This is a genomic window from Pseudomonas sp. TUM25319 (genome assembly GCF_056388475.1).
On sequence record NZ_CM150751.1, the window covers coordinates 4,167,995 to 4,186,207 of the forward strand.

General features: G+C 67.9%; 19 protein-coding genes. 4 read left to right on the forward strand and 15 right to left on the reverse strand.

The window, feature by feature from the left end; genetic code table 11:
• The first annotated feature begins 43 nt into the window (after positions 1-43).
• From AC05QJ_RS19260 to AC05QJ_RS19275, 4 genes are all read left to right on the forward strand, one after another.
• Positions 44-1,807, forward strand: a complete 1,764-nt coding sequence (locus AC05QJ_RS19260) for an ABC transporter ATP-binding protein (RefSeq protein WP_476742880.1) — start codon at positions 44-46, stop codon at positions 1,805-1,807.
• Positions 1,804-3,642, forward strand: a complete 1,839-nt coding sequence (locus AC05QJ_RS19265) for an ABC transporter ATP-binding protein (protein WP_476742881.1) — start codon at positions 1,804-1,806, stop codon at positions 3,640-3,642. The genes AC05QJ_RS19260 and AC05QJ_RS19265 overlap by 4 nt, the downstream gene beginning before the upstream one ends.
• 206 nt (positions 3,643-3,848) lie before the next feature.
• Positions 3,849-4,997 (forward strand): LLM class flavin-dependent oxidoreductase, encoded by a 1,149-nt coding sequence (locus tag AC05QJ_RS19270; RefSeq protein WP_476742882.1) that lies wholly within the window; start codon positions 3,849-3,851, stop codon positions 4,995-4,997.
• Between the two features lie 76 nt (positions 4,998-5,073).
• On the forward strand, positions 5,074-6,129 hold the full coding sequence (locus AC05QJ_RS19275) for an ABC transporter substrate-binding protein (RefSeq protein WP_476742883.1): 1,056 nt from the start codon (positions 5,074-5,076) through the stop codon (positions 6,127-6,129).
• 185 nt (positions 6,130-6,314) lie between these two features.
• Here AC05QJ_RS19275 and AC05QJ_RS19280 read toward each other — a convergent pair whose 3' ends face one another.
• The 15 genes from AC05QJ_RS19280 to AC05QJ_RS19350 form a co-directional block, all read right to left on the reverse strand.
• A complete protein-coding gene (locus AC05QJ_RS19280) occupies positions 6,315-7,154 on the reverse strand; it encodes a CsgG/HfaB family protein (RefSeq protein WP_476742884.1) in 840 nt (279 codons plus the stop codon).
• A 29-nt stretch (positions 7,155-7,183) separates the two neighbouring features.
• The gene (locus AC05QJ_RS19285; protein ID WP_476742885.1) at positions 7,184-7,594 is read right to left on the reverse strand and encodes a curli assembly protein CsgF; all 411 of its coding nucleotides are present in this window, start codon (positions 7,592-7,594) and stop codon (positions 7,184-7,186) included.
• Positions 7,591-7,986, reverse strand: a complete 396-nt coding sequence (gene csgE / locus AC05QJ_RS19290; RefSeq protein ID WP_476742886.1) for a curli production assembly/transport protein CsgE — start codon at positions 7,984-7,986, stop codon at positions 7,591-7,593. The genes AC05QJ_RS19285 and csgE overlap by 4 nt, the downstream gene beginning before the upstream one ends.
• Positions 7,983-8,504, reverse strand: a complete 522-nt coding sequence (locus AC05QJ_RS19295) for a type II secretion system protein (RefSeq protein WP_476742887.1) — start codon at positions 8,502-8,504, stop codon at positions 7,983-7,985. Before AC05QJ_RS19295 ends, csgE begins: the two co-directional genes overlap by 4 nt.
• Positions 8,479-8,853, reverse strand: coding sequence for a type II secretion system protein (locus AC05QJ_RS19300; protein WP_476742888.1), 375 nt, complete (start codon positions 8,851-8,853; stop codon positions 8,479-8,481). Before AC05QJ_RS19300 ends, AC05QJ_RS19295 begins: the two co-directional genes overlap by 26 nt.
• A gap of 5 nt (positions 8,854-8,858) precedes the next feature.
• Entirely contained in the window at positions 8,859-9,329 is a 471-nt protein-coding gene (locus tag AC05QJ_RS19305) for a type II secretion system protein (RefSeq protein ID WP_476742889.1), read from the reverse strand.
• Between the two features lie 3 nt (positions 9,330-9,332).
• A complete protein-coding gene (locus AC05QJ_RS19310) occupies positions 9,333-11,165 on the reverse strand; it encodes a secretin N-terminal domain-containing protein (RefSeq protein WP_476742890.1) in 1,833 nt (610 codons plus the stop codon).
• Complete coding sequence (locus AC05QJ_RS19315; protein WP_476742891.1) at positions 11,162-11,662, reverse strand: hypothetical protein; 501 nt, start codon at positions 11,660-11,662, stop codon at positions 11,162-11,164. Before AC05QJ_RS19315 ends, AC05QJ_RS19310 begins: the two co-directional genes overlap by 4 nt.
• On the reverse strand, positions 11,662-12,207 hold the full coding sequence (pilO, locus tag AC05QJ_RS19320) for a type 4a pilus biogenesis protein PilO (RefSeq protein WP_476742892.1): 546 nt from the start codon (positions 12,205-12,207) through the stop codon (positions 11,662-11,664). The genes AC05QJ_RS19315 and pilO overlap by 1 nt, the downstream gene beginning before the upstream one ends.
• Positions 12,194-12,736: a pilus assembly protein gene (locus tag AC05QJ_RS19325; protein WP_476742893.1), complete on the reverse strand. Its 543-nt coding sequence runs from the start codon at positions 12,734-12,736 to the stop codon at positions 12,194-12,196. Before AC05QJ_RS19325 ends, pilO begins: the two co-directional genes overlap by 14 nt.
• Position 12,737: 1 nt before the next feature.
• Positions 12,738-13,523, reverse strand: coding sequence for a hypothetical protein (locus AC05QJ_RS19330; RefSeq protein ID WP_476742894.1), 786 nt, complete (start codon positions 13,521-13,523; stop codon positions 12,738-12,740).
• Positions 13,504-15,207, reverse strand: coding sequence for a GspE/PulE family protein (locus AC05QJ_RS19335; protein ID WP_476742895.1), 1,704 nt, complete (start codon positions 15,205-15,207; stop codon positions 13,504-13,506). The genes AC05QJ_RS19330 and AC05QJ_RS19335 overlap by 20 nt, the downstream gene beginning before the upstream one ends.
• 54 nt (positions 15,208-15,261) lie before the next feature.
• A complete protein-coding gene (locus AC05QJ_RS19340; protein WP_476742896.1) occupies positions 15,262-15,795 on the reverse strand; it encodes a response regulator in 534 nt (177 codons plus the stop codon).
• A 220-nt stretch (positions 15,796-16,015) separates the two neighbouring features.
• Positions 16,016-16,681, reverse strand: coding sequence for a SurA N-terminal domain-containing protein (locus AC05QJ_RS19345; RefSeq protein ID WP_476742897.1), 666 nt, complete (start codon positions 16,679-16,681; stop codon positions 16,016-16,018).
• Positions 16,682-16,691: 10 nt separating this feature from the next.
• Positions 16,692-18,212 (reverse strand): cytochrome c/ABC transporter substrate-binding protein, encoded by a 1,521-nt coding sequence (locus AC05QJ_RS19350; protein ID WP_476742898.1) that lies wholly within the window; start codon positions 18,210-18,212, stop codon positions 16,692-16,694.
• Position 18,213: the final 1 nt, after the last annotated feature.

An 18,213-nucleotide genomic window follows, 5' to 3' on the forward strand; every position in this document is an offset into this window, starting at 1 on the left:
ATGACGGCACCCGCGCGTTTCTTCGTCCTGTTTCGAGCCGTTCATGAGCCATCGACACCCGCTGCTGCGCAGCCTGGCGATCTACCGCGAGATGCCCTGGCGTTTCGCCCTGGTCGCCGGGCTGTTCGTTCTTATCAACCTGGGCCTGGTCTTGCAGCAATGGCTGATCGGCCACGCCCTCAATGACGTCACTGCCGGTCGCGCGGTCAGCCGCCAGGCCGACGGCAGCCTCGACGGCCATCTCGCCTGGACCTGGTTCTGGCTGATCCTCGCCGTCGCCCTGGGCCGCGCAGTGCTGCAATACGCCGCCAGCCTGGGCGCGCTGATCCTCGGCCAGGCCCTGCTCACCCGCCTGCGCGAGCGCATCCTCGAACAGGTGCTGCGCCTGCACCTGGGCTACCACTGGCAGCACGGCATCGGCGAGATCGTCACCCGCACCACCCGCGACGCCGACAAGGTCCGCGACGCGCTGGTGAGTTTCTGGCGGCAACTGGTGGAAACCCCGCTGATCGTGCTCGCCACCGTCGGCCTGCTGGCCTGGTATCACCCGCTGCTGGCCGTGGGGCCGCTGCTGCTGACGCTGCTGGCGCTGTACCTGTTCGTGCTGCAAACCGACCGCCTGGTCGAGCTGGACCGCGCCGTGGGCGCCGCCTACGATCGGGTCAACCAGGACCTGGCCGAGGGCATCGGCGCGGTGCGGGTGATCAAGTCGTTCGGTCTGCAACAGCAGCGCATCGACGGCTTTACCACGCAGGTTCATCAGTTCACCGGGCTGGCCCGCCAGGCCCTGGCCTGGGCCAGCTCGCGGATTCCCCTGCCCCAGGCGCTGGTCGCCCTCGGTCATGTGTGGATCCTGGTGATCGGCGCGCAACTGGTGGCCGCCGGCAAGATCGGCATCGGCGAACTGGTGACCTCGCTGTTGATCGCCACCACCCTGGTGTTCCGCATCGAAGGCATTGGCCGGGTGATGCAGACCTTCGCCGACGCCCGCGCCAGTGCCGGGCGCATCTGGCAACTGCTGGATGCACCGACGCGCATCGAAAGCGGCCCCCGGCGCCTGCCCGACGGGCCGCTGGGCCTGCAACTGGAGGCGGTCAACGTTGCCGCGCCAGGCAGTGAGCGCGACATCCTGCGCCAATGCTCGCTGCTCCTCGCCCCCGGCGAAGTGGTCGCCCTGGTGGGCGCCACCGGCACCGGCAAGAGCCTGCTGGCGAGCCTGTTGCCGCGCCTGACCGACGCTGACAGCGGCCGCGTGCTGATCGGCAACGCCGGAGGCGGCTGGCAGGACGTGCGCGACCTCGACCTGGCCGACCTGCGTCGCCGGGTGCATGTGTTGCCGCAGGAGAGTTTCCTGTTCGCCGACAGCCTCGCCGCCAACCTGCGCCTGAGTGCCCCCGAGGCCAGCGACGCAGACCTGCTCGACGCCCTGCACCGCGCCGCTGCCGACGACATCCTCGAACGCCTGCCCCAGGGTCTCGACAGCCCGCTGGGGGACCGCGGCGTGACCCTGTCCGGCGGCCAGCGCCAACGCCTGTGTCTGGCCCGCGCCCTGCTGGCGAAACCCGACCTGCTGTGCCTGGACGACGCCACCAGCGCCCTCGACGCTATCAGCGAAGGCCATGTGCTCGACCACCTGCGCCGCCCCGGCGGCCCGACCCTGCTGCTGATTGCCAGCAAGGCCACCACCGTGCAGCGCGCCGACCGCGTGTTGCTGCTGGACCAGGGCCGCATCGTCGACAGCGGCCCTCACGCCGAGCTGCTGCTGCGCAACGCCGCCTACCGCGACCTGCTGGGGATCGACCAATGAGCAAGACCGCCAACAACACCGCCATGAGCGATATCGAGATCGAGGAGCGGCTGGCGAAGAAAGCCCTCGACCGCAGCATGCTGCAACGCCTCTGGCCGCTGCTCAGACCGGTGCGGCGCCAGGTGGCCTGGGTCATCGTGCTGGAGCTGATCCTGGTGTTCACCGTGTTCCTTCGGCCCTGGTTCGTCCGCGAACTGCTCGACCGCGGCCTGATCCACGACGGCAACGCCTGGCTGCTCGACCTGCCGCTGGTGCTGTGGCTCGGCGCCGGGCTGGCCGCCAGCTGGCTGGGGCGGATCCTGCTGGGCGGGCTGTCGCAGTACGTCGCCGGCAGCGCCGCCATCGAGGTGCTGAACCAGTTGCGGGTGCGGGTATTCGCCCACGTCCAGTCCCTCAGCGTCGGCTACTTCGACCGCACCCGCGCCGGGCGCATCCTGTCCCGCGCCGACCGCGACGTCGATGCGCTGGAGCCGTTGCTGATCCAGGGCCCGCCGGAACTGCTCGGCGCCCTGCTGCGCTGCACCCTGGCGGCGCTGATGCTGTGGCTGATCACGCCGCTGTTTTTCTTCAGCCTGATCGGCAGCCTGCCGCTGCTGATGCTCGCCACCTGGGCGTTCAAGCGGGTGGCCCAGCGCAACTGGGCGAAAGTCGCCGAGCAGCGCAGCCGCTTCACCGCGCACCTGGTGGAGAGCGTCAGCGGCGTGCGCCTGTTGCAGCAGAGCGGGCGCGAGGCGCACAACCAGCAGCGCTATCGCGGCCTGCTGGACGACTTCAACAACGCCCTGATCACCGGCAGCCTGCGCTCTGGCTGGTTCGCCCCGTTCACCGCGCTGCTCGCCGCCGCCGGCATGGCCGTGCTGGTGCTGGTGGGCGGCTACGCCCTGGCCGAAGGTACGGTGACCGTGGGCCAGGTGGGTGAAAGCCTGTTCTACGTGATGCTGTTCCTCGGCCCGCTGCAAGAGCTCACCGACCTGTTCGAGCGCTACGCCACGGGTTCGGCCTCGGCGCAACGGATCTTCCTGCTGCTGGACACGGCCCCGGAAATCCTCGACCCGCCGCGTCCGCTACCGTTGCCGCGGGTGCAGGGCGAAGTGCATTTCGAGGGGATCCGCTTCGCTTACCAGGCCGACGCCGTGCAACCCGTTATCGACGGCCTCGACCTGCGCATCCGCGCCGGCGAGGTGCTGGCCATCGTCGGCCCTTCCGGGCATGGCAAGAGCACCCTGGTGCAGTTGCTCACCCGCTTCTACGAAGTGGGCGAAGGCGCGGTGAAGCTGGACGGCGTGGACATCCGCCAGTTGAGCCAGCAGCAACTGCGCCGGCATGTGGGCGTGGTGCTGCAGGACAACGTGCTGTTCGCCGGCAGCATCCTCGACAACCTGCGCCTGGCCGCCCCCGCTGCCGACGACGCCACGCTGATCGCCGCCGCTCGCGAACTGGGCGCCGACGAGGTACTGGAGCGCCTGCCCCACCAGTACGCGACCCAGGTCGGCAGCCTCGGCAGCCATCTCAGCCATGGCCAGCGGCAACTGGTGTGCCTGGTGCGCGCCTACCTGGCCAACCCGGCGGTGCTGGTGCTGGACGAAGCCACCTCGGCGGTGGACGTGCACACCGAGCGGCGCATCCAGCGGGCGCTGCGCCGGCTGTGCGAGGGACGCACGGCAATCATCATCGCCCACCGCCTGGCGACCATCCGCGATGCCGACCGCATCGTGGTGATCCGCCAGGGCCGGGTGCAGGAACAAGGTCCCCACGCACAACTGATCGAGGCCGATGGCGCCTATGCGGCGCTGTACCGCAGCTACGAGCAGCGCGGCGAGCTGGTGGAGGGCTGATGTTGGCTCTGCCACAGAGACTGCGTTTGCAGTGTTGCTCAGGCAGCAATCCCTGTGGTTCTACCGGCCTCATCGCTGGCAAGCCAGCTCCCACCAAGTGCCCTGATCACAGGCCCTGTGGGAGCTGGCTTGCCAGCGATGAGGCCCTCGAATCCGGCGTGGCACGCCGGTTGCACCGCCCCTTTCACATCTACAGAGGACCTGCCATGAGCACCGAATTCTTCTGGCGTCTGCCCCTGGGCACCGACGGCCCGCAACTGACCACCGACAAGCACAACCGCGGCAGCTTCGCCGGCCGCCACGGGCATATTGCGCCAGGCCTGCTGGCCGACGGCACGCCGGACGGTTTCACCTACATCGACTACATCGCCCAGGTGGCCAAGGCCGCCGAGCTGGCCGGCTTCGAAGGCGCACTGCTGCCCACCGGGCCTGAACCCTGGATCGTTGCCGCCGCCCTGGCCCGGGAAACCCGCCGGCTGCGGTTCCTGATCGCCTTCCAGGCCACCTGGACCCTGCCCGCCTACGCCGCGCAGCAGGCGGCGATTCTCCAGCACCTGAGCCACGGCCGCCTGGACTGGAACATCATCACCGGCGGCAACCCGGCCAGCCAGCGCGCCCAGGGCGACTACCTCGACCACGACCAGCGCTACAAACGCACCGGCGAATTCCTCGACATCATCAAGGGCCTGTGGAGCCACGAGCGCTTCAGCTACGACGGCGAGGTCTACCAACTGGAAAACGGCGCGCTGCCGCCGGGCCTTGGCAATGAACGCAAGCCGGGGGTGTATTTCTCCGGGTTCTCGGAGCCTGCGCTGGAGGTGGCCGCCCGCCACGCCGATGTCTACCTCAACTGGGCGGAACCGGTGGACCAGCTCAAGCCGCATATCGAGCGGGTCCGCGAGCTGGCCGACAAGCAAGGCCGCAGCGTGCGCTTCGGCCTGCGCGTGGACCTGTTCGCCCGGGAAACCGAAGAAGCCGCCTGGGCCGACCTGCGCCGCCAGTTCGACCGCCTCGAAGGCAAGCCGAGCGTGGTCTCCAGCGCCTTCACCCGGGCCAGCGACTCGGTCGGCGCAGCGCGCCAGACGGCCTACCACCAGAACATCCAGCGCTTCGACGACCTGATCCTCGGCCCCAATCTCTGGGCCGGTTTCGCCAAGGCCAAGCCCGGCCCCACCGTCGGCCTGGTGGGCAGCCACCAGAACATCGCCGAGCGCCTGGCCGAGTACCGCGACGCCGGTTTCTCCACCTTCATCCTCGCCGGCAACCCGCACCTGGAAGAGGCCCTGCGCATCGGCCAGGAAGTCCTGCCACTGCTGCGCGAGCCCAGGGCCGCCGCCCTCAAGGCCAGCGCCTGAATACCCTGCCCAGAAGGACGGGCCGACTACTCCACTGGCCGGACAACCGGCCACCCTGCAAGGACCAGATCCCCACATGAGCACGCCCCTCGACACCCTCTGGTACACCCACAGCCCGGTGCCCACCGGCCTCGGCATCGCCGTGCAGACCGGCCGCCTGGCCGAAGCCTTCGCCCCGCTGGGCACCTCGATCCAGTCGCTGCGCGAGTCCAGCGAACGGGAAGTCCGCGAAGCCCACTACGACCACCACCTGCCCAACTCGGTCCGCCATGGCGGCAATATCCCGGCGATCTGGGCCTACTCGGCCGGCGTCGACACACGGGTGCTGGGTCTGAGCTGGGCCGACGAAGTGCAGTTGATCCTGACCACCGCCGAAAGCGGGGTGAAGACCGTCCGCGATTTGAAGAACCGCCGTTTCGGCCTGCCGAAGTGGGCCAACGTGCAGATCGACTTCACCCGCGCCCAGGCCCTGCGTGGCCTGGAAAACGCCCTGCGCCTGGAAGGCCTGAACGTCGCCGACGTCGAGCTGGTGGACTACCCCTACGGCGGCACCCACAGTGACGAACAGGTGACCCATGTGCATGGTGCAGCGGTGTACCTGGGCGGACGCATCAGCCGGCGCAACAACGAACTGATCGGCCTGCTGCGCGGCGATATCGACGCGATCTTCCTCAAGGGTGCCACGGCGCTGCAACTGGCCTACGAACTGGGCCTGCATGTTGTCATCGACACCGGCTCCCACCCCGATCCGCTGATCCGCTCCAACAACGGCACGCCCCGCACCCTGACGGTGGACACCAACCTGCTCGACCATCACTTCGGCGCCTGCAAGCGCATCGTCGACGTGCTGCTGCGTACCGAGCAATGGGCCTGGGCCAACCCCGACGAGACCCGCCGCTACCTGGCCCGGGAGCTGAACACCAGCGAATACTGGGTTGCGGCGGCCTATGGCGAAGACGCCCACCGGCGCCTGCGCACCACCCTCGACAGCCGCTCCATCAGTGCACTGCAGGACTTCACCGACTTCCTCTACCGCTGGCAGTTCATCCCGCGGCACTTCGATGTGCGCGACTGGATCGACTTCAGCGTGCTTGAAGCGGTGATCGGCTCGACTTCGCGGGTCGCGACCTGAACACAGACTCATCGACTGGCAACATCTTGTGGGGCTTCAGCCGCGATTGGGCGCGAAGCGGCCATGAAACCTGAGTCCGCGATACGTCTGGCAGACAGGGGGCTCAGGGGTTACGACGGCTTCGCCGCCGATCGCGGCGGTCCGGCGTTCCGGTGAAGCCGCTCCCACTGGAGGATGTGCCCGTTTCAAGGCTGCTGATACTGGCTCAGGTACTTGTCCAGCACCGCCTTGTCGCCACTGCCATCCCCCGCCACCTGCCACAGCCGCCGCTCGATGCCCTGGGCCAGCAGGTGCCCCACGGCGGCTTCGATCGCCGACAGCACGCACAACTGCGCCGGCTCGTTGGTGGTGTAGCCCACCTCGGCTTCCAGCAGTTTCTTGAATTCGATGAACTTGAACACCCCGGCACTGCGGCCCACCGAGTAGATGGTCTTGCTGGTCATGACATTGGCCAGCACCTGGCCGCTGCGCACGTCCACCGCCCGCAGGTTGACCGTAACCTGATCGACCCGGTACTCGCGGGAGATGTCGATGCCCAGGTAGCGCGCGCCTTCACCACCGCTGCGTACGTTGGTGTCGTAGGCGATGATGCCGCCTTCGAGCATCAGGTTGGCGGCCTGCAACGGTGGCAGTTCGCCCTGGATGTTCAGCGGCGTGTCCGGCTTTTTCTGCGAGGCGCGGATGATCTTGCGTTCGGTCAGCAGGTTCTGCAGCCCTTCGCGCTCCAGCACCATGAACCAGCCGCTGGCCTGCAGGGCATCCATCAGCATGCTCGCCGCGCCCTGGGTGACGCTGGTGGAAAACGAGCTGGCCGGGGTCGGCTTGTATTGCCCGGTCTGGTCGCGGAAGCCATACACCACGGCCATCAGCCGGCCCTTGGGCCGCGGCATGTTGAGCAGGTCGTAGTAGGTGGAGGCCCGTGGGGTCAGGGTCGGGGTCTCGGTATCCTCGGCCGACATCGGTTCGCGCAGCCCGCAGCCTTGCAGGGTGGCCAGGATCAGCAGTGCGCCCAGTAGACGTTTCATGTTGTTCTCCCCATTCGGCTCGGCGCGGCTCAAGGATTCAGGCCGTTGACCTGGATTTCCGAGACCTCGCCGGTGGCCCGGTCGGTCACCTGGATGCTCAGGGCCCCGGAATCGTCGATCACGTTGATGATGAAAGAGTCGGTGGACATGCTGCCGCTGTTGCCGTTGGCGATGTTGTCCAGCAGTTGCGAGAGCATCCGCGACTCCAGCTGGTTGCTGAAGCGCTCGAGGGCCGTGGTGCCGGTGTACGACGAGCGACCGCTGGACGGATCGTCATGGTCGTTCTGCGCCTGGGCATTGTTGAGCAGCCAGGTGCCATTCAACGGGTTGCCGCCGAAGGCCGGGTTGACCGGGGTGTGCACCAGTTCGGTGGCCGAAGCCTGGACGCAGGCCGTCAGGAGCACGGCGCAGGCCAGGTGGTGGGCGATAGTGGCGTTCATAGCTCGTCCCTCTCCAGATCAGTGGTGTCCTGCAGCAGGGATTCGAGCTTGCGCTGGATCACCTGCGCCTTGACCAGGTCGGCAGCCTCGTAGGCCACCGCTTTCAGTTCGGCGGTGTTGGGCGGCAGGAAGCGCCGGTACACCACCCGTTGCTGATACTCGACCGACACCAGGCTGCCCCAGCGCGGGTCCGGTTTTTCCCGTACCACCAGGTTGAAATCCAGACGGCTGGTGGCACGCAGCCGCTCGGCGAAGCTGTAGTAGAAGTCGTGGCCGATGTGGCTGATGGTGTAATCGACGATGAAGCCCATCATTTCGTCTTCCGCCCCGGCCCGCGCCTGGGCACAGCCCAGCGCCAGCAGCAGCGCGGCGACCCGCAGGCAGCGTTTCATGGCGCACCGTCCGTGACCGGGCGTTGGGCGGCCTTGCCGGTAAACGCCTGCTCGGCGACGAACTGCCAGTCGGCGTAATGTCCCAGCCCCTCGAAATCGGCCCACTGCGCGGCGAAGCCGGACTGCTTCAGCGGCACGCCCTGGGAACGGCTGTAGACCCCGGTGATGCGCCCGTCGATGGAACGCACCAGGCCCCAGTCGTCACTGCCGGTGACAGGGTCGGCATAGAGCCTGCGAATGTGCCGCTTGAGGTTGGGGAAGCGCGAATCCTCCAGCAGTTCTTCCAGGGTCTGCGGGTACTGGGCCAGCCCCGGCGAAGCCCGGTAGTAGCTGCGCAGGGCCTGGGCGTACTGCCCGCCAACCCACAGCAGTTCCTGCTCGCGGTCGCGCAGGGCCTGGGTTGACCAGAGTTGCCCGGCGGCGCCCAGCGCCAGACCGGTCGCGGCGATCAGCAGGAGCACACCCAGGTAGGTGAAGCCGGCCTGGGCCGCCTTACCAGTCGGCATAGAGGCTGCCATCACGCGCCCTCCCGGTGGCACCGCTCTTGATGTCGCCGACGCCACCGGCCACGCCTTCCGGCGGCGGCAGCACCAGCCACAGGTCGCGGCGCTGGGTGATCGGGTCCAGCGGTGCGGCGCGCAGGTAGCGCTGCTCCACCAGTTGCTCCAGCGACTCGGGGTAGCGCCCGGTGTCGCCGTAGTAATGGTCCAGGGCCTCGCGCAGCACGCTGAGGCTCTGGCGCAGGGTGGTTTCCTTCGACTGCTCCAGGCTGCTGAAGTAGCGCGGCATGGCGATGGTCACCAGGGTGGCGATGATCGCCATCACCACCAGCAATTCGATCAGGGTAAAGCCCTTGTTCCGGCGCATGGTCGTCACCACTGGCTGTAGGCGATGCCGTTGAGGCCCTTGCCGGGGGCCCGGGAATACACGTCGAACACATCCTCGCCGGGGCGCGGGTTGTCCGCCGAACTGTCGTAGGTGCGCAGGCCCCAGCCGTTGTCGTCGCCCTGTGCCGGGTGCAGCGGGTCGGCGGGAATGCGCCGCAGGAAGTAGAACTTCGCGCCCTTGGCGCTGCGCACGTCACGCACACCGTCCACCAGCACCTCCAGGCTCGGCGGATAGCCGCTGGCGTTGAGGCTCTTCTCGATGTAGCCGGCGTCCCAGGCGCGCTTGTACGCATCGATGGCGTCGCGCAACTGGTACAGCGCGGTCTTCAGTTCCTGCTCCTTGCCGCGGCGGATCACGGTTTCCGTCAGCGGTGCGGCGATGGCCGCCAGCAGGCCGATCAGGGCCAGGGTGATGACCACTTCGATCAGGGTGAAGCCGCCTTGTACGCGTTTCATGGTTCAGGGTCTCCCGGCGATCGGCGTGTCGCCCAGCGGCGCGTCCGGCCCCGGTTCGGCCAGCTCGCTGGCACGCTCGAGGTTGCGGATCTGCAGGCTGGTCTCGGTGCCGGTGGGGAACTCCATGTCCGACGGGCTCTGGTACGGCAGGTTGCGCACAATGCGCGGAGTGATGGCCAGCACCAGCTCGGACTTGCTCATGTTGTCCTTGTTGCTGCCGAACAGCCGGCCCAGGCCGGGAATGTCGCCCAGGCCGGGGATCTTGTTGCCGGTGGCACCGTGGTCGTTGCGCACCAGGCCGGCGAGGATCTGCGTCTCGCCGTCATGCAGGCGCAGGCTGGTCTGGGCGTTGCGGGTATCGACCTGGACCGGAATGGTGCCCTGGCGGGTGGCTTCCAGCGGCGTGGCGTTGCTGACTTCCAGGGCGATCTTGATCGCCACTTCGTTGTTCAGGTGGACGATGGGCTGCACTTCGAGCTTCAGGCCCACGTCCAGGTAAGTGACGCTCTCGGTGATCACCGGGCCCTGTGTCGACGGCACCGAGGTGGCGCTGATGATCGGCACCCGCTGGCCGATATGGATGCGCGCCTGCTCGCGGTTGCTGACCCGGATCACCGGGCTGGCCAGGGTGTTGATGTCGTTGTCCTGGGCGTTGATCTTCAGTTGCGGCGCCGGGGCGATGGAGATGCGCGAGGAGTTGATGCCGCGCAGCTGGTTGAGAATGCTCACGCCACTGCCGTCGCTGTTGACCACGCCGAAGGTGTTGGGCCATTGCAGGCCGAGGTCGAGGATCCGCGAGCGGGCCACTTCCATCACTTCCACTTCCAGCACCACCTCAGGGTTGGACTGGTCCTGGGACTGCAGCAGTTTCTCGGCCATGCGCACCGCATCGGGGGTGTCGCGCATGGTCAGGGTGTTGAGGCGCTCGTCGACGAACACGTCGCGGGTCTTGAGCAGGGTCTTGACCATGTTCAGCGCGGTGTTGGCGTCGATGCTGGTGAGGTAGAAGGTGCGCATCACCAGTTCCTGGTAATCCTTGGTCTTCTGCGGCGAATCCGGGTAGATCAGCAGGGTGTTGTCGTTCACCACTTTCTGGTGCAACTGGTTCTGCTCCAGCAGCAGGGCCACGGCGTCTTCGATGCGCACGTCACGGACGAAGATGGTGGCCTTCATGTCCGGGCGCAGGTCCTTGTCGAAGATGAAGTTGAGCCCGGCCACCTGGGACAGCACCTCGAAAATGGTCTTGAGGTTGGCGTCGCGGAATTCCAGGGTCACCGGCCGCTCCAGCTTGCCGCGCAGTTGCGGGTTGGGCTGGGCGGTGCGCGCCTGGACCAGCTCGATGTCACTGCGCAGGCCCAGGCCGCCCTGGTTCTGCGGGTCGAGCAGCAGCACCTCGCGCATGTGCCGCTCGGCACCGAACAGATCACCACGGCGCAGCGCCGCCTGGCCGAGGGCGGTGCGCTCGTCGATGTTGCGCAGCTGCTCGATCTGCCGCACCGCTTCCATCGCCCGACGGTTCTGCGGCTCCAGCGTCAGCACCCGGCCGTAGGCCATGCGCGCCCCGGCGAAGTCGTGCCGCGAACGGTCGCTGTCGCCCTGGGTCAGCAGCGCTTCCACCGCCTTGGCCCGGCCCTGGGCCAGGGCGATGTTCAGTTCGGTGTCCCGTGGCGATTCCACCAGGGCCTGTTCGATCAGGGCGATGCCGGCTTCGTACTGCCCCTCGGCGATCAGCGCCTGGCCGTCCTTGCGCACCCCGCTGGTGCCGCAGCCGGCGACCGCGACGAACAGCGCCAGCAGCAGGAACGGCGCGGATTTGTGAACGACTGAGCAATTCATGGTGCGCTCCCTACAGACAAGGTCTGGGACAGGTGCATGGGCAGGTAGACCAGGCTCAGCTCGGTGGCGGAGATCTGGTCGATGCGGTAGGTGTCGTCGATCACGTCACCGCGACGCACGACGTAGAGTTTTTCCCCGGCCTGGAGGAACACCCGCTGATCGTCGCGATCATCCAGGCGGCCAACGAACTGGAACGGCAGCGCCGGCGCCACCGGCAACACCTCCACCGGCGCGACCACGACGGGCTGCTCGGTGACGGTGGCGAGCACCGCGGCAGGCTTCCACTGCTTGCTGGCGAACAGGTCGCGCAGCGGTGCCCTGGTCACCTCGTGTGCCGGCGCGGCAGCCTGGTTGCCCGCCGGGGTGCTGTGCGCGGCGCGGGTCACCGCGGCGGCAGCCTCAGGCTCCAGCGGTTCGAAGAAGTACCCAGGCGCCCAGGCCAGGGCCCCGGAAATACCGAGAAAAGCGGTCCAGCCCAATACGCGCTGACTGTTCATCACGACCTCGACAGGTAAAGGGTCATGCGGATGCGCCCGGTCAGCTCGCTGTCGCCGATCCGTTTGCGTTGCAGGTCGATGTCTTCCAGTACCAGCGCCGGCATCTGCACCAGCAGGGTCTGGAGAAAACGGCGGATCTGCGGGTAGCTGCCGCGCAGCGGCAACAGAATCTGGTAGCGGGCCAGTCGGGTCTCGGGATCGACACCCAGGGCGTACTCGCCGCGGGACAGGCTGATCTTCTGGTCCCGGGCCAGCCGGTACAGACGCTCGATCACGGCGGTCGCTTCGGGCTGGGCCGGCAGTTGCTGTTGCAGGTCCTGCAGCGGGTCGGCGCTGGCCTCGACCGGTTTGCGCTCGCCGGTTTTCAGTTGGGCCAGCTGCTCGGCCACTTCGGCGCTGCGCCGTTGCAGGGCGTGCAGATCCTGCCACTGGCCGAGCTGGCCGGCGCCGTGGAGCGTTGCGCCGAGGATCAGCGCAGCGCCCACCAGCGGCGCCCAGCCCAGCCGGCGCAGGTATTCGTGGACTCTCAGGCTAGAGACGCGCATCGCCGCTCTCCCAGTGGGCCGAAAGGTTGAACAGCACCGGACGCTCGGGCTGCTTGACCAGGATTTCATGGTTGAGCAGCGACACATCGCGCAGTTCGCCGCTGGCTTCCAGGCGCTTGTGGAAGGCCAGCATGGCCTCCAGGTCGCGGGCTTCGGCGCTGATCCGCACCTGGCCCTTGCGGGCGTCGGGGCTGAGGCTGAGCAAGGCGATGTCGTCTTGCGGCAAGCCTTCCAGCAAGCTGAACAGGCGCTCCCAGGGGCGTTGCAATTGCTGCGACAGATCCCGCATCCGCGCCAGCTTCTGTGCCTGCTCGCGGCTCTGGGCAGCTGTCAGCGGCGCGGTGTCGCGGGCACGCAGGCCCAGTTTCTGTTCGGCCTGGTGAATCTGTCGGATGAGTTGCGCGTGCTGGTCGTCCAGCTGTTGCTGCCACAGCAGCGAGGCGGCCAGCAGACCGGCGCCGAGCAGCAACGGTGCCCAGGCCAGCGGGCCACGGCGTGACGGGATGAAGTCGAGCATCAGGCGGCGCATGTCAGGCCACCACCCGGGCCATGCTGGGCAACAGCGCGGCCGGCTCGTCCAGTTCCAGCAATTCCACTGCTTCGAGCAGCGGCCGCGGGGCGCGGCGGGCCGGGGCGTGGACGAACAGGCGCAGTTCGCCCTGCCCGGCCTGCAGATGACATTCACGGGCCAGCAGCGCGGCCAGCTCCGGGTCGCTGTCGCCGATGCCCTGGCTGCGGATCTGCTGCCAGCCGCCCTCGCGGGCCAACAGGAACACGCTGCGCTGCGGCTCGGCTACCACGAACAGGAAGTCGTTGCCGGCCACCTGATCGGCGAAGTGGTTCCAGGCCGCCATCAGGTAGGGCTGCACCGACACCAGCCGGATCTGCCGTTGCCGGCACTGCCCGAGCAGCCCCTGCAACAGCAGCTGCGGCAAGGCCGCGGCGATCCGTGCGCGGCCGGCGGGCTCTGGCCCGAGCACCACGGCCCAGTCGTCCAGCGCCTGGCCATAGCAGCGCTCCAAACAGGCACGGGCGTAGACCTCGAACTCCTGCGGCCGGGCGATGCCCTCGCTCCAGGGCACCAGGCAGAAGCGGCAGTGCTGTGCCGCCAGTACCACGCTCAGGTGCGCACCTTTGCCGGCATGGCTGTCCAGCAGTGCGTCGAGTCGTTCCAGGCTGGCCTCGATGAAGCGCTCGCGCCCCGCGTCGATGGCGGCGCTGTCGAGCCAATGCTGCTGGCGGCCCTGACGGCGGCACAGGCCGACCGCCTGGGCGCCGAGCACGGCGATAAACCGGTCAGGCGATAAAAGTGACACGATCGATCTCCTCCAGAGTGGTCCGGCCGTCCCGCACCAGTTCCAGCGCCGAGGCGCGCAACAGGCGCAGGCCGCGCTGGCAGGCGTGGGTCTTGATTCGCGACAGCGGCTGGCGCTCGACGATCATCTGCCGCAGGTCGTCGTCCAGGTGCAGCAGTTCGGCGATGGCCGTGCGTCCGCGATAACCGCTGCCGCGGCACTGGCCGCAACCGGGGCCATGGACGAAGCGCCAGCCGACCACCTGCTCGGGCTGCAGGCCGGACGCGGCCAGTTGCTCGGCGTCCGGCTGCAGCGGGCGGGCACAGTGCGGGCAGGCCAGGCGGATCAGACGCTGGGCCAGCACGGCGTTGAGCGCGGAAACGAAACTGTAGGGATCGACCTGCATCTGGCTGAAGCGGCCGATCACATCGAAGACGTTGTTGGCGTGGATAGTGGTGAACACCAGGTGCCCGGTGAGGGCCGACTGCACGGCGATCTGCGCGGTGTCCGGGTCGCGGATCTCGCCGACCATGATCTTGTCCGGGTCGTGGCGCAGGATCGAACGCAGGCCGCGGGCGAAGGTCAGGCCCTTCTTCTCGTTGACCGGGATCTGCAACACCCCCGGCAACTGGTACTCCACCGGGTCCTCGATGGTGACGATCTTGTCGTGGCCGTGGTTGATCTCGCTGATCATGGCGTAGAGCGTGGTGGTCTTGCCGCTGCCGGTGGGGCCGGTGACCAGGATCATGCCGTAGGGCTCGCCGGCCAGCCGGCGCAGGCTGCGCAGGGTCTGCTCCTCGAAGCCCAGGGCCTGCAGCTGTACGCCGCTGACCCGGTCGGCCAGGTCCTGCTTGTCGAGCACCCGCAGCACCGCGTCTTCGCCGAAGATGCTTGGCATGACCGACACGCGGAAGTCGATCTGCCGGGCGCTGATGCCGATCTTGAAGCGGCCGTCCTGGGGCACCCGTTTCTCGCCGATATCCAGCTCGGCCATGACCTTGATCCGCGAGATCACCTGGTCGGCGAACTCGCTGCCATTGACCTTGCTGACGGCCGTGAGCACGCCGTCGATACGGTACTTGATCACCAGGCCGGCACCGGTCACACCGAGGTGGATGTCGCTGGCGTGCATCTTCAGGGCGTCGTACAGGGTCGAGTTGACCAGCTTGACCACCCGGCTCTGGTCTTCGCTGATGCTGGTGAGCGACAGGCTCTGCAAGGCTTCGGCCTCGACACCGCCCTCGCCTTCGCTGCCAAGGGAATCGACGGCATGGAAGCTCTCTTCCTGGCGTGCAAGAAACAGCGCCAGGTCGGCAGCCTGCACCAGATACAGCGGAGCGCCCTGCAGGTGTTCGTCGATCCAGGCCAGGCGTTCGCCGTCGAAGGGATCGGCGAAGACTCCGGCGGGCTGGCCGTCCAGTTCGACAAGGATGAATTCGCGCTTCAGGCACTGGGCCAGGCTGACGCGGCCGAACAGCGGCGTGGCACCGAGCAGGCGCTGGCTGTCCAGTACCGGGTAATGCAAATGGCTGCCGAGGATGGCAACGAAATCGACGGGGGTCTGGGCGACCAGGCTGCGCAGCACATCGAGCAGGCGTTCGCCGGTCAGCGCGGCCTGCTCACGGGCCCGGCCGAGCAAGGCCCGGTCGAGTGCAGCCGCGGGAGTGACGGTTGCCGGGGATACTGCGAGCGACGAGGATTCCATGGCCTGCTCTCCAACGCACGGGGCGCGGCAAGCCAGGGTTCAGTCTGCTCGCGCCTACTCCCCGGTGAGCAGTTGATCGTCGTCGGGTGGGGGCGGTCTCGAGCCGTTACGCCGTCTGTCCGCCAGAACCCAGGTGCCGTCATACAGCTGCAGGGGGAAGCTCTGGTTTGCGTGCTGGCGTCGTTCGACGAACCCCGAATCCGTGTTGCTGCCGGCCTTGGACACCCGCGCGATACCCATCAGGTCGAACACCGCGCGCGCCAGTTCCGCCAGGGGAAAAGGCTTGAACAGGATATGACTGACTCCGAGCTGGGCGGCGCGCTCGCGGACCTCGGCGGTCGGATGCGCGGTGATCAACACGAAGTGGCAGTCCCTGTGCGAGCGCACGGCCTCCAGTACCTGAAACCCCTCCATATCGGGCAAGCGATAATCCAGCACGGTCACGTCGGGCTGGATGCGCTCGGCCAGGCCGATGGCACTCGTTCCGTCGTGGGCAACATGGACGTCCAGGCCTTGCGCCGCCAGGTAAGCCTGGAGGTTCTGCGCAAGGGTCTGCTCGTCATCGACTACCAGAACTGTCTTCACCAAGGTCGACTCCAAATGCGTGCTGGTGCGGTTTCCCGATCCGGCTGCGTGCGACCTTGAACAGGCTTACGCACGCTTCATGCCAGACCGCGAAGGCGTTTTGAGACGGGTGCAAATAGCTGATTCCCTTGCCGTTTCCCAAAATGCCGGAGACCGCTGGCCCCAATCCCGGGGACAGTATGGCACTTTGCCCCTGAGCTTCCCCCACTACTGGGGGACACCTTCACCGGGTATCGGCCCGTTCGATCCGGGCCTCGGCCCGCAGACGCTGCAACGCCGCCTGGCGTGCCTGCGCCTGCTGTCGTTCGAGGAGGAGGTTTTTGGTCAATGCGAGTCCCTGCTCTCGTTCGACCGGGCTTTGTTGCGGTTGGTTCGGGTTATTTTCTCCGGCCTGCCGACGTTCTTCGTGGAACGCCCGGACGGCCTCGTCCGTTGGCGGCTCGACCCGACCCAACAGCGCATACACCTGTTGCGCGGCGATCTCATGTCGAGTGTAGTCGGCGAACGAAGCGCCATCGAAGCCGGCATTGGCCAGGGCGCGGTCGTAGGCGTCGGCATCGGGGAAGGCCCGGCGCAGCTCGCCGATGCGTGCCTGCACTGCGGCTTCGTCCACCTCGATGCCACGGCGGCGCGCCTCCTGCCACAGCAGTTCCTTGGCGATCAGTTGCTCCACGGCCTGCTCGCGCAGGCGCTGGTACAGGCTGGGGCTGCGGATGCTGGTCAGTGCCCGGCCCTGGTCTTCCAGGTACTCGGCGAAGTAGCGCTCCACACGCAACTGGCTGATCGCCACACCGTTGACCCGCAATGCCGCCGGTCCGCCCTCTTCGGCCTTGAGCAGATACGCCTGGGCGCAGGCGATCAGGACCAGGATCAGCAGGAACAGCTTCATCTCACACCTCTCATGGCCGTTCGGCCGCGCGGGTATAGGGTGCTACGGGATAGAACAGCGGCCCGGGCATGGCCAGGGTCACCACGTGGGCGCCAGCCAGGCCCTGGCGGCGACCGGGGCCGAACCCCAGGGGCGGGGTCAGGCCGGTGTCGATGTCGTGCAGGCTCTCCAGTGCGCTCACCAGCTTGTCGCGGCTGGCGTCGCGCCCGCTGCGCTTGAGCCCTTCCTCCAGCAGCACCATGGAACACCAGGCGCCCACCTGCAGCAGCGCGTGGCGACCATCCAGGCCCTGGCGGCGGCGCAGCTCGCTCAGCGCCGCCCGACCGGCCGGGCTCCAGTCGCCGGGGACGAAGGGATAGGCAAGGAACACCCGGCGCGACCATTGCTCCGGCACCTGCATCAGTTCCCCGGCCACCTGGCTGGAGGCGGCGAACAGGTACGGCGTGCGCCCGGCCGCCTGCAAGGCGGCGGTCAGCTCGCCGAAGGCCGGCGCCGAGCCCAGGAAAAATACCGCTTCCCCCTCCACCGCCTTGCCCGCGAAGGGCTCCAGCTCAAGTCGGCTCCAGCCCCGCTCCTGCAGATCGGCCAGTAACGCCCGGCCCACCGTCGCCAGGGCCGGGTCGCTGTAGAGAATACGCGCCGGACGGCTGCGCAGGTCGAGGGCGCTTGCGGCGTACTCGGCCAGGCTCAGCAGTTGCTCGGTCAAGCCCGGTAGCGGGTCGAAGATCTGCCGGCTGTCACTCGCCCGCGCCTGGGCGCCGATCAACGGTACGCCGGCCTGTTCCAGCCGCGCCGCCAGGCTGTCGTCCAGCGCCGGCGCCAGCGGCATGACCAGGGCGAACACCTGCTCTTCGTCCAGCAGCCGGCTCAGGGCCGCCCCGGCGCTGGCCTGGTCCGGCCCGGGGTCGAGCACCGAGAGCTGCAGCTTGCGCCCGTGGATGCCGCCCGCCGCGTTGATGGCCTCGATACGACCCTCGATGATCGCGCGGATCACCCGGCCCGCCTCTGCCAGCTCACCGTCTGCCGGCAACAGGGTGCCCAGGCGCAGGAAACCCTCTTCCACGCCGGGATCATGGTCATCGGCGAGGCGCTTGAGGTAGGCGGTGAGGTTGCGCTGGTCGGCCATGGACAGCGAAAAGCGCGGCATTGCCGGGTCCAGGCGATTGCCCGCCGGATCGCGGCCCTGCTGGATGGCCCGGGCCAGCGTGGCGTCGTCGTAGGCCGGATAGCTGCGACCGTTCATCTGCCGTTCGCCCGCGCCCAGTACCAGGCGCTGCCAGCTCAGCTCCGGCGGGCGTACACCGCCTTCCGGGCGTCCGCGACCGTCGCGGCCATGGCAGTTGGCGCAAGGCATCACGCTGCCTGGCACCTGCATGTCCGCCGCACCGACCCGTGCCATCACCTGGGCATCCCCCGCCGCCACGCCCTCGCGGTACAGGCGCTTGCCGGCCGCCTCCTGCTCGTTGAGGTCGAGGGCGAGCGCAGCCTGGGCCAGGAGGGCGATCAGCAGCGTGGCGAACAGGCGCTTCATG

What these genes read in the sequence shown, in the direction of transcription:
- AC05QJ_RS19310 (WP_476742890.1), bottom strand. Translation starts at nt 11,165, where the DNA reads ATGAATTGCTCAGTCGTTCACAAATCCGCGCCGTTCCTGCTGCTGGCG.
- AC05QJ_RS19325 (WP_476742893.1), bottom strand. Translation starts at nt 12,736, where the DNA reads ATGCGCCGCCTGATGCTCGACTTCATCCCGTCACGCCGTGGCCCGCTG.
- AC05QJ_RS19315 (WP_476742891.1), bottom strand. Translation starts at nt 11,662, where the DNA reads ATGAACAGTCAGCGCGTATTGGGCTGGACCGCTTTTCTCGGTATTTCC.
- pilO (WP_476742892.1), bottom strand. Translation starts at nt 12,207, where the DNA reads ATGCGCGTCTCTAGCCTGAGAGTCCACGAATACCTGCGCCGGCTGGGC.
- AC05QJ_RS19270 (WP_476742882.1), top strand. Translation starts at nt 3,849, where the DNA reads ATGAGCACCGAATTCTTCTGGCGTCTGCCCCTGGGCACCGACGGCCCG.
- AC05QJ_RS19265 (WP_476742881.1), top strand. Translation starts at nt 1,804, where the DNA reads ATGAGCAAGACCGCCAACAACACCGCCATGAGCGATATCGAGATCGAG.
- AC05QJ_RS19285 (WP_476742885.1), bottom strand. Translation starts at nt 7,594, where the DNA reads ATGAACGCCACTATCGCCCACCACCTGGCCTGCGCCGTGCTCCTGACG.
- AC05QJ_RS19350 (WP_476742898.1), bottom strand. Translation starts at nt 18,212, where the DNA reads ATGAAGCGCCTGTTCGCCACGCTGCTGATCGCCCTCCTGGCCCAGGCT.
- AC05QJ_RS19305 (WP_476742889.1), bottom strand. Translation starts at nt 9,329, where the DNA reads ATGAAACGCGTACAAGGCGGCTTCACCCTGATCGAAGTGGTCATCACC.
- AC05QJ_RS19335 (WP_476742895.1), bottom strand. Translation starts at nt 15,207, where the DNA reads ATGGAATCCTCGTCGCTCGCAGTATCCCCGGCAACCGTCACTCCCGCG.
- AC05QJ_RS19260 (WP_476742880.1), top strand. Translation starts at nt 44, where the DNA reads ATGAGCCATCGACACCCGCTGCTGCGCAGCCTGGCGATCTACCGCGAG.
- AC05QJ_RS19295 (WP_476742887.1), bottom strand. Translation starts at nt 8,504, where the DNA reads ATGGCAGCCTCTATGCCGACTGGTAAGGCGGCCCAGGCCGGCTTCACC.
- AC05QJ_RS19275 (WP_476742883.1), top strand. Translation starts at nt 5,074, where the DNA reads ATGAGCACGCCCCTCGACACCCTCTGGTACACCCACAGCCCGGTGCCC.
- AC05QJ_RS19345 (WP_476742897.1), bottom strand. Translation starts at nt 16,681, where the DNA reads ATGAAGCTGTTCCTGCTGATCCTGGTCCTGATCGCCTGCGCCCAGGCG.
- csgE (WP_476742886.1), bottom strand. Translation starts at nt 7,986, where the DNA reads ATGAAACGCTGCCTGCGGGTCGCCGCGCTGCTGCTGGCGCTGGGCTGT.
- AC05QJ_RS19300 (WP_476742888.1), bottom strand. Translation starts at nt 8,853, where the DNA reads ATGCGCCGGAACAAGGGCTTTACCCTGATCGAATTGCTGGTGGTGATG.
- AC05QJ_RS19280 (WP_476742884.1), bottom strand. Translation starts at nt 7,154, where the DNA reads ATGAAACGTCTACTGGGCGCACTGCTGATCCTGGCCACCCTGCAAGGC.